This is a genomic window from Nocardia sp. NPDC004068 (genome assembly GCF_042874315.1).
Classification (GTDB): domain Bacteria; phylum Actinomycetota; class Actinomycetes; order Mycobacteriales; family Mycobacteriaceae; genus Nocardia.
Genome location: NZ_JBIAMW010000017.1, coordinates 30,317 through 45,268, shown reverse-complemented (window position 1 = coordinate 45,268; position 14,952 = coordinate 30,317). Strand labels below are relative to the sequence as shown.

At 70.6% G+C, this 14,952-nt stretch carries 13 protein-coding genes; 4 read left to right on the top strand and 9 right to left on the bottom strand.

Going from position 1 to position 14,952, the window contains the following annotated elements; translation table 11 throughout:
* Positions 1-15: 15 nt before the first annotated feature.
* A complete protein-coding gene (locus tag ACFYTQ_RS32105) occupies positions 16-633 on the bottom strand; it encodes an isochorismatase family protein (RefSeq protein WP_387369114.1) in 618 nt (205 codons plus the stop codon).
* A 1-nt stretch (position 634) separates the two neighbouring features.
* Positions 635-1,840, bottom strand: a complete 1,206-nt coding sequence (locus ACFYTQ_RS32100; protein WP_387369112.1) for a CaiB/BaiF CoA transferase family protein — start codon at positions 1,838-1,840, stop codon at positions 635-637.
* Positions 1,841-1,875: 35 nt separating this feature from the next.
* Between ACFYTQ_RS32100 and ACFYTQ_RS32095 the strand changes: the two genes are divergently transcribed.
* Entirely contained in the window at positions 1,876-2,814 is a 939-nt protein-coding gene (locus ACFYTQ_RS32095; RefSeq protein WP_387369110.1) for a hydroxymethylglutaryl-CoA lyase, read from the top strand.
* On the opposite strand, the gene ACFYTQ_RS32090 is transcribed toward ACFYTQ_RS32095, so the two are convergent.
* The 3 genes from ACFYTQ_RS32090 to ACFYTQ_RS32080 are packed head-to-tail and all read right to left on the bottom strand — an operon-like array spanning position 2,785 to position 6,229.
* Positions 2,785-4,209: an MmgE/PrpD family protein gene (locus tag ACFYTQ_RS32090; RefSeq protein WP_387369108.1), complete on the bottom strand. Its 1,425-nt coding sequence runs from the start codon at positions 4,207-4,209 to the stop codon at positions 2,785-2,787. The genes ACFYTQ_RS32095 and ACFYTQ_RS32090 overlap by 30 nt on opposite strands.
* Positions 4,206-5,045 (bottom strand): cyclase family protein, encoded by an 840-nt coding sequence (locus tag ACFYTQ_RS32085; protein ID WP_387369106.1) that lies wholly within the window; start codon positions 5,043-5,045, stop codon positions 4,206-4,208. Before ACFYTQ_RS32085 ends, ACFYTQ_RS32090 begins: the two co-directional genes overlap by 4 nt.
* Entirely contained in the window at positions 5,042-6,229 is a 1,188-nt protein-coding gene (locus ACFYTQ_RS32080; RefSeq protein WP_387369105.1) for a CaiB/BaiF CoA transferase family protein, read from the bottom strand. The genes ACFYTQ_RS32085 and ACFYTQ_RS32080 overlap by 4 nt, the downstream gene beginning before the upstream one ends.
* 126 nt (positions 6,230-6,355) lie before the next feature.
* Between ACFYTQ_RS32080 and ACFYTQ_RS32075 the strand changes: the two genes are divergently transcribed.
* Entirely contained in the window at positions 6,356-7,804 is a 1,449-nt protein-coding gene (locus ACFYTQ_RS32075; protein ID WP_387369103.1) for a dihydroorotase family protein, read from the top strand.
* On the opposite strand, the gene ACFYTQ_RS32070 is transcribed toward ACFYTQ_RS32075, so the two are convergent.
* From ACFYTQ_RS32070 to ACFYTQ_RS32060, 3 genes are all read right to left on the bottom strand, one after another.
* Positions 7,784-9,085, bottom strand: coding sequence for an acetyl-CoA carboxylase biotin carboxylase subunit family protein (locus ACFYTQ_RS32070; protein WP_387369101.1), 1,302 nt, complete (start codon positions 9,083-9,085; stop codon positions 7,784-7,786). The two genes, ACFYTQ_RS32075 and ACFYTQ_RS32070, sit on opposite strands and share 21 nt — an antisense overlap.
* 107 nt (positions 9,086-9,192) lie before the next feature.
* A complete protein-coding gene (locus ACFYTQ_RS32065) occupies positions 9,193-10,098 on the bottom strand; it encodes an alpha/beta hydrolase fold domain-containing protein (RefSeq protein ID WP_387369099.1) in 906 nt (301 codons plus the stop codon).
* On the bottom strand, positions 10,091-12,136 hold the full coding sequence (locus tag ACFYTQ_RS32060) for a CocE/NonD family hydrolase (RefSeq protein WP_387369097.1): 2,046 nt from the start codon (positions 12,134-12,136) through the stop codon (positions 10,091-10,093). The genes ACFYTQ_RS32065 and ACFYTQ_RS32060 overlap by 8 nt, the downstream gene beginning before the upstream one ends.
* 230 nt (positions 12,137-12,366) lie before the next feature.
* On the opposite strand from ACFYTQ_RS32060, the gene ACFYTQ_RS32055 reads away from it, so the two are divergent.
* The gene (locus tag ACFYTQ_RS32055) at positions 12,367-13,347 is read left to right on the top strand and encodes a phosphatase PAP2 family protein (protein WP_387369095.1); all 981 of its coding nucleotides are present in this window, start codon (positions 12,367-12,369) and stop codon (positions 13,345-13,347) included.
* Positions 13,348-13,369: 22 nt separating this feature from the next.
* On the top strand, positions 13,370-14,254 hold the full coding sequence (locus ACFYTQ_RS32050; RefSeq protein ID WP_387369093.1) for an SGNH/GDSL hydrolase family protein: 885 nt from the start codon (positions 13,370-13,372) through the stop codon (positions 14,252-14,254).
* Here the strand turns inward: ACFYTQ_RS32050 and lipB are convergent, their stop codons facing one another.
* Entirely contained in the window at positions 14,255-14,899 is a 645-nt protein-coding gene (gene lipB, locus ACFYTQ_RS32045) for a lipoyl(octanoyl) transferase LipB (RefSeq protein WP_387369091.1), read from the bottom strand.
* Positions 14,900-14,952 lie beyond the last annotated feature (53 nt).

Below are 14,952 nucleotides of genomic sequence, written 5' to 3'. Positions count from 1 at the left end.
GTGTCGGTGAGTGTTTCAGTCCAGGACCGCGAGCGCGGCGGCGAGGTCGACGACATCGGCGTACTTCGCGTCGAGGTCGAGCAGATTCGCCTCGTGCAGGCGGGGATCGCGGTCCCCGCAGGCGTCGGCCACGACCAGCGGGCGGAAGCCGTGTTGCAGCGCGTCGGTGGCGGTGGCGCGGACGCAGCCGCTGGTGGTCAGCCCGGCCACGCACAGCGTGTCGATGCCCTCGGCGGTGAGGGTGGCCGCGAGCGAGGTGCCGTGGAAGGCGCTCGCGTACTGCTTGGTGATCACGACCTCGCCCGCCGCCGGGGCGAGAGCGGGGAGGAACGCGCCCATCGGATTGCCCTCCTCGAAGGCGGCCAGCGCGGGCACCTTGCGCCGGAACAGGCCGCCGTCCGCGGTGCCGGGCCGATAGGACACCCGGGTGAAGACGACCGGCCGCCCGCGCTCGCGGGCTCGGGTGACCAGGGTGAGGGCGGCGGCCACCGCGTCCTCGACCGGGGCGCGCAGCGGCGATCCGTCGGTGAGGTAGGCGGCGCAGACGTCGACCACCAGGACCGCGGGGGAGCGGCCGGGGCCGAGGGTAGCGGCGAAGCCGTGACGGCGGTAGTCGTCGGCGAGATCGGACATGTCAGATCACACCGCGGTCGGCCAGGGCGGTGAGCCGCTCGTCGTCCAGGCCGAGCAGCTCGCGGTAGACCTGGCCGGTGTGTTCGCCGAGTTCGGGGCCGAGATGCCGTATCGCGCCGGGGGTTTCGCTCAGTTTGGGGACGACGTTCTGCATGGGGAACTCGCCCAGTTCGGGATGGATCAGCCGCACGATCGCCTCGCGCGCCGCGAAATGCGGATCGGCGAACATGTCCCGGGCGGTGTAGATGCGGCCCGCGGGCACCCCGGCCTCGTGCAGGAGCCTGAGCAGCGGTTCGGCGGCCAGGGTGGCGGTCCAGGCGGCGATGAGATCGTCGAGTTCGGCCATGTTCTCCCCGCGCGCGGCATGGTCGGCGAACCGCGGCGCGGTGGCGAGTTCGGGGCGGCCCATGGCGGCGGCGAGGCGGCCGAACACGCTGTCCTGATTGGCGGCGATGAGGATCATCTCGCCGTCGGCGGTCGGATACACGTTGCTGGGGGCGACATTCGGCAGCACCGCGCCCGTGCGCTCGCGCTGATACCCGGTCAGCGCCCATTCCGGCAGCAGCGACTCCATCATCGCGAGTACCGCCTCGTAGATGGCCGAGTCCACGATCTGCCCGCGGCCGGTATTACCGCGATGGTGCGCCGCGGCCAGCGCGCCGATGGTGGCGAAGACCGCGGCCAGCGAATCACCCAGGGAGATACCGGTTCTCGCGGGCGGATGGCCGGGGTCGCCGGTGATGTACCGGATTCCGCCCATGGCCTCGCCGATCGACCCGTATCCGGCGCGCGGGGCGTACGGGCCGTGCTGCCCGTAACCGGTGACGCGCACGAGGATCAGGCCCGGGTTGTCGGCGCGCAGGGTCTCGTAGTCCAGCCCCCAGCGTTCCAGGGTGCCGGGCCGGAAGTTCTCCACCACGATGTCGGAGCGCGCGATGAGCGCCCGCGCCAGCCCCTGCCCCTCGCTCGTGCGCAGATCGCAGGTCACCGACTTCTTGTTGCGCGCCACCACCGGCCACCACAGCGAGCGTCCGCGCGGTTTCTCCCGCCCCCACTCCCGCATCGGATCGCCCCGGCCCGGGGACTCCAGTTTGATGACCTCCGCGCCGAGATCGCCGAGCAGCTGGCCGCAGAACGGCCCCGCCAGCAACTGTCCCATCTCGATGACCCGTAGATCGGCCAGTGGTGCCGTGCTCCGGTCTGCCATGCGGTCACTCCCTCTTCTGCCGCAGAATGGATACAATGTATCCCACAGCGAAACGTGTAACAAGATCGTGCGCGGGAGGATTCGTGAACCCGATCGTCGTCGAGGTCGCGCCCAGGGACGGTGTGCAGAACGAGCCGAGGCTCGTGCCGACCGCCGCCAAGGTCGAGTTGATCCGCCGGTGCGTGGCGGCGGGCGCGCGCCGGGTGGAGGCGGTGAGCTTCGTGAGCGCGAAGGCCGTTCCGCAGCTGGCCGACGCGGAGGCCGTGCTGGCCGAGGTTCCGCGCGGACCCGGAATCGCCTATGCGGGACTGGTTCTCAACGAGCGCGGGCTGGATCGCGCGGTGGCGGCGGGGGTGGACGAGATCAATGTGGTGGTGGTGTCGACCGATACGTTCAGCCGCCGCAACCAGAACTGTTCGACCGCCGAGGGCATCGACCGCTGGACCGCGCTGGCCCGGCGGGCGGGGGAGGCCGGGCTGTGGCGGACCGTGACGATCGCGGCGGCGTTCGGCTGTCCGTTCGAGGGGGAGGTGCCGGAGGACCGGGTGCTGGAGCTGGTGCGGCGGGTGGCGGCGGCGGGTCCGGAGGAGATCGCCCTGGCCGACACCATCGGGGTGGGGACGCCGGATCGGGTGCGCCGGCTGGTGGCCGGGGTGGCGGCGATCGCGCCGAACGCGTTGGTGCGCTGCCATTTCCACAACACCCGCAATACCGGCTACGCCAACGCGCTCGCGGCGGTGGAGGCGGGCGCTCATGTGCTCGACGCGGGGGTGGGCGGGACCGGGGGGTGCCCGTTCGCCCCGGCGGCGACGGGCAATATCGCCACCGAGGATCTGGTGTACGCGCTGGACCGGATGGGGCTGGACACCGGCCTGGATCTGGATCGGCTCATCGAGACGGGCCGGTGGCTGGGGGAGGTGCTGGGGACGCCGGTTCCGGCGCTGTTAGGACGGGCGGGCAAGTTCCCGGCGTAGGGGTGCGGTGAGATCGGCGAGGTCGTCGAGGCGGGCCAGGGCGTAGACGGTTTCGGCGAGGGCGTCGGCGCGTTCGCCGGTGAGTCGGCCCTCGGTGTTGAGCCGGAACTTGGTGGCGAGTTCGGTGGCGGACAGGGGGTTCTCCGGTCCGCCCCGGTTGGTGTCGACGCGCTCGGTGAGCGTGTCGCCGGTGCGCAGCCGCGCGGTGAGAACCGCGGGGAACTGGTGCGGAAAGATGCTGTCGCACACGGCATCCGGGACGCAGCGGACCTTGGCGGCGAGCGCGAGCCGACGCGGATCACGGGCGGCCGCGTCGGTGAAGTCCTCGTGGAACACGCCCAGCCCGCCCCCGCCCAGCAGTCCGGCGGCCACCGTGTACGGACCCGAAAACGCCGCGTGATAACCGGATTCGGGTTCGGCCTTGGCCGCGGGCGGTTCGCCGATGGTGCGCAATACCGGGGTGGGCGCGCCGAGTTCCAGCTCGACGATATCGCCGGGGTCGACGCCCCGCGCGCGCAGCCGGATCGCCGCGTCGATGCCCGCGTGGGTGAAGTGGTTGCACGGATAGGGTTTGAAGAACACCCGGGGCAGCTCCCATTCGCTCCCCAGACCCGCCGTGATCACCGCCAGGTCGTACCGGTCGCCGCAGAAGGCGTGCAGCAGACCGAATCTCCCCTCGATCACCGTCGGCGGCCCGGTCAGCCCCGCCCGCGCCAGCTCCGCCGCCGTCACCGCCGCGTGCGCGGCCCACCCGCAGTGCACCCGCTTCACCGTCCCCCCGGTGCGGTTGGCCTCCAGCAGCCCCGAGCCCATACTGGCCGCGATCCCCATCGCGTGCGCGATCCCCGCCGCGTCCAACCCCGTCAGCACGCCCGCCGCCGCGGCCCCGCCGACGGCCCCGCAAATCGCGGTCGCGTGCAGCCCGCGCTCGAAGAACACCGAATTGCGCAGCGCCCCATCGTATCCCGCCGCCCCCAACCGTACCGTGATCTCCACCCCGATACCCACCGCGTCGAGCAACGCGCCCCCACTCGCCCCGCCCGCCTCCGCCACCGCGAGCGCCGCCGGAACCACCGACGCCGACGGATGCAGGACCGACGGCAGATGCGTGTCGTCGAAATCGAGCGCGTGCGCCACCGTCCCGCCGAGCAGCGCCGCGTGTGCCGCGGGCACCCGATCGCGCATCCCGAGCGCCGTCGCCCGGGGATGCCCGCCCCAATCCGCGATCAACCCCCGAACCGCTTGCGCCGGAACGAGATCCAGCGCCGCCACACTGTTGCCGAGGACGTCCAGCACGCGCCGGGCCGCGTCCTCCCGCAACTCCGCCCCGATCCCGCTCCTTCCCGCCGACTCCGCGAACGCCGCCAGCGTCTGCACCACCGTCGGCGCGCTCATCGCATCGCCTCCGATTCGTCCAGTCGGGCGCTCATCGCGGCGAGTGGGCGGACCGGGGAGCCGGTGCCGCCGACGATGCGCAAAGGGGCCAAGACGAAGGTGAATTCCGTTGCGCCGCAGGCGGAGAGGTCCTCCAGGGCGAGATGTTCGATGATGTGGATGCCCGAGTCCACGAGGAGGACGCGATGCACGGGAAGGACGCGGTGGCCGGTGCCGGGCGGAATGTGTTCGTAGGCCGTGGTGTCGGCCCCGGTGGCGACGATGCCGTGGGCGGCGAGCCACCGCGCCGCGGCGACGTTCGGGCCGGGCACGCCGGTGCGCTCGCCGAGATAGGCCGCCGGGTCGGGGAAGTGCCGGGACCAGCCGGTGCGGATCAGGACGACATCGCCGGATCGCGGTGTGATGCCGCCCGATTCGGCGGCGGCGCGCAGATCGCCCGCCGTGATCTCGTACCCGCCCGGCAGCACGTCGGCGCCGTGGAGCCGGGCGATGTCGAGGAGCACCCCGCGACACAGCAGCCCGGGAAGATGTTCGGCGCCATGGGCGGTGAACGCGCCGCCGCGCTGGGCCTCGGCGGCGTCGACGCCCCCGTGCAGACGCCCGTCGTGGCTGACGTGACTCAGCGCGTCGATATGCGTGCCCACATGGCCGCCGGTCACGATGATCTCGTTGGCGGCCGAACCCCCGTCGGGACGTACCGCGTCGCCGTGCCTGCGCGCCAGAGTCATTCGAAAGCCCGGATGGTTGGGCGAACACGGCATACCGGTGAAGAACGGCTGCCCCAACTCGATCAGGCGCACCCCGTCCCGCACCGCCGCCAGCAAGGGATCCGTCATCCCACCACTCCCGCCGCGCGCAGCCGAGCCAACTCCTCGGCATCGATCCCGTACCGCCCCAATACCTCCGCCGTATGAGCGCCCGGAGCGGGCCCGGCCCAACGGATCCGGCCCGGCGTCTCCGACAAGCGGAACAACACGTTCTGCATCCGCACCCGCCCCAACTCGTCATCGGGTACGGCCGTGACCGTCTCCAGGGCCCGGTACTGCGGATCGGCGACGATATCGGCGGCCGTGTAGATCGGCGCGACGGCCGCCTCCGCCTTCTCGAATTCGCGGACCACCTCCTCGACGCCGCGCGCGGCGATCCACCGGCTCACCGCCGCGTCGAGTTCGTCGGCGTGCGCGGCCCGCCCGGTGCCGGTCTCGAACCACGGCCGCTCGACCAGATCGGGCCGCCCGACGAGCCGCATGACCCGCGCCGCAATGGAATTCGCGCTCGTGGACACCGCCACCCAGCCGCCGTCCCCGGTCCGGTACACATTGCGCGGGGCATTGTGGGCCGACCGGTTGCCCGACCGCTTCGGCAGCTCCCCGAGCTGGTCGTAGGCGATCAACTGCGGTCCCAGCAATGCCAGGATCGGCTCGATGATGGCCAGATCCACCTGCTGCCCGACCCCGTCGCGCTCCCGCGCCCGCAGCGCCGTCATGATCGCGTAGGCCGTCGTCAGCGCCGCCACCCCGTCGGCCAGACCGAACGGCGGCAGGGTGGGCGGACCGTCGGGCTCGCCGGTCAGGGCGGCGAATCCGCTCATCGCCTCGGCGAGGGTTCCGAACCCGGGCCGCCGCGCGTACGGCCCGAACTGCCCGAATCCGGTCACTCGCGCCAGCACCAGCCGCGGATTCAGCTCCCGCAACGCCTCGTACCCCAGTCCCCAGCGCTCCAGGGTGCCCGGCCGGAAATTCTCGACGACCACGTCCGCGTCGGCGACCAGCCGCCGGAAGATCCGTTGCCCCGCCGCCGACCCCAGATACAGCGTCACCGATTTCTTGTTGCGCCCCAACATCTTCCACCACAGCCCCACCCCGTCCCGTTGCGGCCCGTGCCCCCGCGCCGGATCGCCGCGCGGATGCTCGATCTTGATCACCTCCGCGCCGAAATCCCCGAGCAGGGTGGCCGCCATCGGCCCGGCGAACAGGGTGGCCACGTCCAGAACCCGGATCCCGGCCAGTGCGTCGGTCATCGCCCGACCTCCTCTCCGTCAACTGTTTCCCTGAGTGAAACACGAGGTCGTTGACTACCAGCGCATCCTACTGCGATGATCCCACGTACTGTAAAGCTGTTTCGCAGAGAGAAACCGGAGCGAATCGTGGCGGCAACCGACCTGCTGATCCGTGGCGCCCGAGTGGTCCGGCCCGGACGCGACACCGAGTTCGCCGATATCGCCGTCGCCGACGGCATCGTCACCGAGGTCGGGCCCGGCCTGTCCCGCCCCGGCGCCCGGGTGACGAATGCCGAAGGGCTGCTGGCCTTCCCGGGTGTCGTGGACGCGCACCAGCACTGGGGGATCTACCGGGAGCTGGGCGCGGACACCGAATCCGAGAGCCGCGCGTGCGCCCAGGGCGGGGTCACCACGGCCCTGACCTACCTGCGCACCGGCCGCTACTACCTCGACCGCGGCGGCCCCTACCGGGACTTCCTGCCCGAGGTCTTCGACCGTCTGCGCGGCCGCGCCCACATCGATCACGCCCTGCATCTGGCGCCGATGAGCGCCGGGCACATCGACGAGATACCTTTCCTGATCGAGGAATTCGGCATCACGTCGTTCAAGATCTTCATGTTCTACGGCGGCCACGGCCTGCACGGCCGGTCCGCCGACCAGAGCGAGTTTCTCATGCTCCCGCCCGGCGAACGCTACGACCTGGCGCACTTCGAATTCGTCATGCGCGGCGTCCAGCGCGCCCGCGACCGCTTCGGCCCGCGGATCTCGCTGTCGCTGCACTGCGAGACCGCCGAGATCATGGCCGCCTACACCGCCCTGGTCGAACGCGATCCGGATCTGACCGGCCTGCGCGCCTACAGCGCGTCGCGCCCACCGCATTCGGAGGGACTGGCCATCACGATCGCGTCCTACCTGGCCCACGAGACCGGCCTGCCCGCGATCAACCTGCTGCACCTGTCCTCGGGCAAGGCCGTCGCCGCCGCGCTGACCATGGCGAAGGCGTTCCCGCACATAGACTTTCGGCGCGAGGTCACCATCGGCCACCTGCTCGCCGACGTGGACACCGCGCACGGCGTCGGCGGCAAGGTCAACCCGCCGCTGCGCGAGCGCGCCGAGGTGGAGGCGCTGTGGCGGCATCTGCTCGCGGGCGAGATCGATTGGGTCGTCAGCGATCACGCGTGTTGCCGCGACGAACAGAAGTTCGGCCCCGACCGCGACGACGTCTTCGCCGCCCGCTCCGGCTTCGGCGGCGCGGAGTACCTGCTGCCCGGCCTCGTCGGCGAGGCGATCCGCCGCGGCCTGCCGCTGTCCCGCGTCGCCGAACTCACCGCCGCCAACCCCGCACGCCGCTACGGCCTCACCACCAAGGGCGATATCGCGCCCGGCTACGACGCCGACATCGCCCTCGTCGACCCGGACGCCCGCTGGACCGTGCGCGCCGCGGACTCCGAATCCGCCCAGGAATACTCGCCTTTCGAGGGTTTCGCCATGTCCGCCCGGGTGACCGACGTCTTCCTGCGTGGCCGCCGCATCCTGGGCGACGGGAAGATCACCGACGCCCCCGGCGGCCGCTACCTACCGCGCCGCGCCCGCTGACTGTTCGATCTCCTCGAACTCGAAACGCAGTGCGGCCACGCACTTGTCGTACTTGCGGATCAGCTCCGCCTCGCTGTCCGCGCCGACGAAGATGTCGGCCAGTTCGAAGCTGTAGCTGTCCTGGGCGGGCGCGTCGGACAGGCGAGCGCCCTCGGCGGTGACGAGTTCGACGGTGACGCCGGGGATTTCGCGCTGGATGCGCTCGATCTCGGCGGCGGTCGGGACACGGCGGACGACGGCGTCGGCGAAGCGCCGGTGATACCACTTGGCCGCGATCTCGTAGGGGCCCTCGCCGCGCGGCATGGCGGGATCCTCGCCGAGGCCGAGCGCGAGCATGCAGTGGTGATTGGGGACGCCGCCGACCGCCAGGAACATATCCGCGTGCGATTGGGAGTGCCGGGGATTGATCTCCAGGATGGTGACCCGCCCGGTGTCCGGCTCGCAGAAGAACTCGATGCTGAACATGGTGTTGTCCAAGCCGATTCGCTCGATCACGCGTTCGGAGATCTCGGTCATGCGGCGCACGATCTCCGGCGGCAGCTGCGACGGATACTGATGGCGCAGGAAGCAGGGGGTGTCGGGGTAGTTGATCGAGTCCAGCGCACCGTTCACCACCACCTTGCCCTGATACACATAGCCCTCCGTGGCCGCCTGCACGCCGGTCAGCGCCTCCTCCGCCAGGCACGCCTGCCCGCCGATCTCGGCGATCTCCGCGGGCAGGTCGAGCCGGTCGAGCACGAATTCGAACGGCTTGCCCACCCGGCCCACGCCCTCGCGGATCCGGTCGACCGCGTCGGCGAATTCGCGATCGTCGTGGACGTGGAAGGCCAGCTCCGAGGAGAACGACTTCACCGGTTTGAGCCACACCGGATACGCCATGCCCTCGGGCAGCCGAGGTTCGCCCGCGAGATCGACGATCCCGAATTTCGGCAGGTCGTCGACGACCTCGCTCTGTTCCAGGCGGCTCCAATACTTGTGCTCGCACTTCGCGATCGCCTCGAGGTCCGCGCTCGGCAGCCCGAACCGCTCGCACAGCATGGGCACCAGCGCGGTGACCGGGAAGTCCCAATAGCCGACGATCGCCGCGATCTCACCGTCGAACGCCTCGAGTTCCCGCCGCGCCTTGTGCAGCAGCTCCTCGATCGGGATCTCACCCTCCTGGGTCTCCTCGATGCCGAGCAGCCCGTGGTATCGGAACCGCTCCGCCCCCGGAACCTGTTGCAGCGTACGAAGATTGCCCTTGTCCAGCGCGAGCACGAAGATATCGCGTCGATCCACCATTACCTCACTTGTCCTTCCCGGTATCGGTCGGAGTCGCGTTGTGGCCTTGTGGCCTTCTTCAGCGGCACACGAGCCGTGCCGATTGTGTTGTGGCCTCGCGGCCTTCTTCAGCGGCGCACGAGTCGTGCCAATTGCGTTGTCGCCTGGCGGGCCTCGGGGATGTTGGCCAGTGGCCAGGCGTGGAACATGTCCGCGTATTCGAAGTAGCCGAGCTCGACGCCCTCGCGCGCGCAGCGGTCGCGGAATCGGCGCGCGTCCGCGAGCAGCACGTCCCGGGTGCCGATGAACAGGCTCAGCGCGCCGGGCGTCGCGGCGGGCGCGTACAGCGGGCTGATCGCCGGATGCGCGCGGTCCTGCTCGCCCGCGTACAGGCGTCCGGCCTCGAGCAGTCCGGGCACGCTCAGATACGGATCGGCGGGGTCGATCGCCGCGGCCACCGGATCGCTCATGGAGACATCGAGCCACGGCGAGATCATCACCACCTCCTTCGGCCCGGCCTCGCCCCGCGCGGCGAGCGCGCGGGCGAGCACGAGAGCCAGTGCGCCCCCGGCGGAATCGCCCATGAGCACCGTGTCCGCCGGTGCGGTGTCGGCGAAGGCCGCCTCGTGGGTGGCCACGATCATGGCGATGGTGTCGTCGCAGTGATGGTCGGGCGCGAGCGGATACAGCGGCACGGTGACCGTGCAACCGGCTCGATTCACCAAGCGGGACAGGAACTTCCAGTGATCGCGCTGGATCTGATGGACGTACGCGCCGCCGTGCAGATAGAGGACGTGGCGCGAACCGCGTTGTCCGCGTGGGCGAATGGTGTAGACCGGACGCCCGTGGATCTCCCGGCGCGTCACCGCGTGTCGCCGGTACAGCGCCCTCGGCGGCCGGTCCCGTTCCGGACGCTGACTCCGGCGGATGCTCTCGTCGAGCGCCCGGGGATCGGCGAACGTCCGTTTCGCTCCGGTCAACCGGAGCGCGGCGATCCGCGCGCGGGCGCGCAGGCTCGGTCGCGCGTCAGACATGATCACGGGGGATGGTCCGGAACCAGTTCCGCGAGTACGTCCGCCGCTCGCCCTCGAACCCGTCGAGCTGGGCGTGGACCACGAAATCGGTGGGCGTGCAGGTCACCCGGGTGCGGGTGTCGGTGCGGCACACCCAGTCGCCGCGGGAGAACGTCATCGACCACGAGGTCTCCGCGGTGGCCGAGCAGAACTCGTCCGCACGCCACCCGTAGTTCTCCCGCACCCGGCGGTCCACCAGCAGATCGTGCTCGTCGAACCGGACCACTCCCGCGTCCTTGACCACATTCAACGAGGAGTCGTAGTCGATCAGGTCACGGGTGACGGTCCACTGCTGCCGCCCGGGGGTGACCTGGGTGGTGCGCATGGGCGGCGCGCCCTCGGGCGGCCCGAACGGTTGCGGCGGGATCTCGTCGGATTCGGCGATCGGCCGGATCGGCAGCCGCAGGCCGCTGCCCGCGGTGTGCACGGTCAGCCGCGCGGGTTCCGGCGGCGGCCACGCCAGCGGCCAGTACGAGGTCGACAGCGACAGCCGGATGCGATGCCCGGCCGGGAACGCCTGCGCCAACGCGTTGAGCCGCACCGTGACTCGGTACCGCTCGCCCGGCTCCAACGGACGCGGCTGTTCGTGGCCGTCGCGATGGGTGAGGTTCAGCAGGCCGTAGGTCACCCGGGTCGCACGCCCGTCGGGGGCCACATCGGACAGCCGGGCCGCGACCATGGCCACCGGCCGGTCGGCGGACACCTCGAGCGTGAGTTCCGGCGTGCCCAGGATCTCGCAGCGTTCGGTGAGTTCGTCGGTGTCGAACACCAGCGAGCCGCCGTCCTCCTCGCGCTGGTCGTAGGGCAGATCCGGCGGGGCGCTGTAGGACGCCCACTTGCCCGCGAATTGCCCGACGGACAGCGGGGATTCGACCGGCAGGTCCGCCGCGGGCGCGTCCTCGCCGGGCCGCGCGATCCGGTATCGGGTGAGCGGATGCTCGATCAGCTCGACATGCGGTGAGGGCCAACAGGGTTCGCCGACCCAGCGGCCGGGCCGCTCCTCGTAGGACGTCGACGGCGGCACGCTCTCCTGCATCCAGGTGTAGAGCATCGGCCCGTCCATCGCCCCGTTGTCTTCGTCCTTGAGCCAGTGATCCCACCAGCGCAGCACCTCTTGCAGATAGCCGATGGCGGGACCCGGCTCGCCCAGATGCGGGTACTTGTGGCTCCACGGGCCGATCAACCCCTTGCGGGGAACATCCAGATTGGCGAGCAGCCGCGCCACCGCGTTGGAGTAGCCGTCGGCCCACCCGCTCGAGGCGAGCACGGGCACCCGCACGTCGGTGTAGTTCTCGCACACCGACGCCCGTCGCCAGTACTCGTCGCGGCGCTGGTGTTCGAGCCAGTTCGCCGCCCACAGGCTGCAATTCTCCAGCCGCTCGAGCCACATCTCCCGCCAGCGCTCGCCCACGAGCGCCGGATCGGGTGGCAGCGTGCTGTAGGCGAACATGGTCGCCGACTCGGCGATATTGTCCGACAGCAGCGCCCCGCCCATGTAATGCATGTCGTCGGAATAGCGGTCGTCGGTGAACGAGGAGATGACGATCGCCTCGAGCCCCGGCGGCTTGCGCGCCGCGATCTGCAAGGCGTTGAATCCGCCCCACGAGATGCCCATCATCCCGATTCGCCCGTTGCACCAGGGTTGTTCGCACATCCACGCCATGACGTCCTCGGCGTCGCGATGCTCCTGTTCGAGATACTCGTCGGCCAGCACCCCCTCCGACTCGCCCGTGCCGCGCAGATCGACTCGGACACAGGCGTATCCGTGTCCCGCCAGATACGGATGATGGATCGAATCCCGCACCGCGCTGAGATCCCGCTTCCGATAGGGGATGTACTCCAGGACGCCGGGCACGGGTCGATCCTCCGCGGCGACGGGCCGCCACACCTTGGCCGCCAGCCGGATCCCGTCCAACATGGGGATCCACAGATGTTCCTCGACGGTGATCTCCTGCGGGAACGAGGTCACCGTCCGCATCGGTTCTCCGGTCGCGGTCATGCACATCCTTCCTTTCGGGCCGCATTCGGCGGGCTACCCGATAACGACTCGGTTACACGGTCGGTCACGCGGGCGTGCCGGAGTCGCCGTCGAATCGCCTTGGAATACAGTCGAATTCACCGCGTACGCGGCGATCGCGGAAATTCGACCGGCACGACGGTGGTTAGCTGAGCGATCGCGGAAGGACCGGCGGTGTCCAGCCCGGTGAACGCGCGTGAAACACTGAGTGAATGACAGGGTCGTCAGCGACGTCGTCCGGCACGGTGACCTCGAGCACCGGCGACCCCAGTCCGGGACACCGGTCGGTCCGCGCCCTCGCGCGGGTGCTCTACCTGATCGCGCTGGTCGGGGCGATCGCGTCCGGCGCGCTGCCCGGTGGCCGGGTGCAGGAGGCGGCGTGGATCCTTGGCGGGATCGTCGCCTTCACCATCGACCGGCCGTGGCGCGACCACGTGCGCGTCGTCCTCGACTGGCTGCCGCTCATCGGCGCGCTGCTGATCTACGACTACACCCGCGATCTGGCCGACACGCTCGGCATGCCGGTGCGGATCGAGGAGATCGTCCACGTCGAGCGGTGGCTGTTCGGCGGGACCGTCCCGACGGTGTGGTTGCAGGACCACCTCGCCGCGCACGGACAGCCGTGGTTGACGCCGATCATCGGCGTCGTCTACACCACGCACTTCATCGTCCCGTGGGCGCTCGCCGCGATCTTCTACGTGCGCTTGCGGCCGCTGTGGGCGCGGTACATGCGGCGCGTTCTCATCCTGTCCTATCTGGCGCTGCTCACCTACATCCTGCTGCCCGCCGCGCCGCCGTGGTACGCGGGCCGGGTGGGCGCGCTCGGCGAGAACGTCCGGCGCATCTCGGGATTCGGCCTCGGCGCGGTCGATCCCCGGGTGAGCGCGGCCTGGCTCGAGGAACACGGCAACTACGTCGCCGCCCTCCCGTCGCTGCACACCGCCTTCGCCGTGCTGGTCGCCGCGACCCTGTGGCCCCTCGTCCACCGCTGGTGGCTGCGCGTCCCGATCGCCGCCTTCCCCGCGGCCATGGCCTTCACCCTCGTCTACGGCGGCGAACACTACGTGGTCGACGTCCTGCTCGGCGTCGTCTACGTCGTCGCCACCGAACTGCTGGCCCGCTGGTGGGAGCGTCGCCGGGCCGCGGAACCCATTGACCGTCGGCGTGACCCGGTCCACACTACTTGCGAGTAACCGGATCTGAGATCGGAATACGATGTCCACTTCTCGTCGCCTCCGCACCGTCGCGGTGGCCGCCGGGCTGGCCGCTGCCGCCGCCACCGGCACCGCGTCCGCCGAATCCACCACCGCCGAGCCGGTTTACGTCGCGATGGGCGACTCCTATGCCGCCGGAGTCGGGATCGCGCCGGTGACCACGGTGAACGGGGTCGTCGGATTGTGCAGCCAGAGCACCGTGAACTACCCGAAGCTGGTGGCGAAGGCATTGCACGCCAAGGTCTTCCGCGATGTCAGCTGCGGCGGCGCGACCTCGGCCGACCTCGCCGGGACACAGCCGGACCTCACCGGTCCCGCCGCCCCGCAGTACGACGCGCTCACCCCCGACACCACGCTGGTGACGATCGGCATGGGCGGCAACGACATCGGGCTCGTGCAACTCGGGGTATCCTGCATCAATCCCCTGCCCGAGCCCTACGGGCAATCCTGCGCCGCCGCGAACACCGCGGGCGGCCGCGACCTCGTCGGCGAACACATCGACGCCTTCGCCCCCACCTACGGCACCATCATCGAGCAGATCCGCCAGCGCTCCCCCCTCGCGCGCATCGTCCTGGTCGGCTACCCCCAAGGCATCCGCGAGAACGGTTGTCCCGGCGTGCAACCCGCCTGGCCCGCCGACGCGACCTACCTCCAGGCCAAGATCGACCAACTCAATGCCGTCATGGCCGCCCAGGCCGCCGCCCACGACGCGACCTTCGTCAGCCTGACCGCCTCCACCCGGGGCCACGACGCCTGCGCCGCCCCCGGCCAGAGCTGGATGGTGGGCGCGGTGCCCACCTCCCCGGACGCCGTCGTACCCCTGCACCCCAATGCCGCGAGCCACGCCAACACCGCCCGCCAGGTGTTGGCGGCATTGGACCGGTGACTAGGCCCGTTCGCTCGCCTCGAAGGCGGCGGCCACGGCGGCGCGGGCCTGATCCATGGTGGTGGGGCCGATCTCGCGGGACACGGAGGTCATGTCGACCTCGGGGAGGCCGCAGGCCACCGCCCAGCGCCACGGTTCGAGGTCGCCGTCGACGTTGAGCGCGAAGCCGTGGCTGGTGACGCCGCGGCTCTGGCGCATGCCGATGGAGACGATCTTGCGGCCGGTCGCGGTGGTCCACACACCGGTCAGCAGCTCCGAACCCGGTGGGGTGTCGCGTCTTTCGGCCGCGACGCCGAGGTCGGCGAGGGCGGCGACCAGGCGATGCTCGACCTCCCGGATGTAGTCGACCACGCCCTCGCCCGGTCCGAGCCGGACGATCAGATAGCCGACGAGCTGACCGGGGCCGTGGTAGGTGAGCTGACCGCCGCGGGTGGTCTCGATCACGGGGATGTGGTGGGCGGGGTCGGGCAGGTGCTCGGCCGGGGTGCGCCGCCCGATGGTGTAGACCTGCGGATGGCTGAGCAGCCACAACGTATCCGGCACGGCGTCGCGCTGGCGCGCCTCGACCAGCTCGGCCATGCGGTCGAGGGCCTTGTCGTAATCCACGAGTTCGTCCCGGATCAATCGCAGCGGCCGCGTCCTCATGACTCGACGATAGTTCATGCCCGGAAGCCTTGCTGACGCTATATCTTACGATA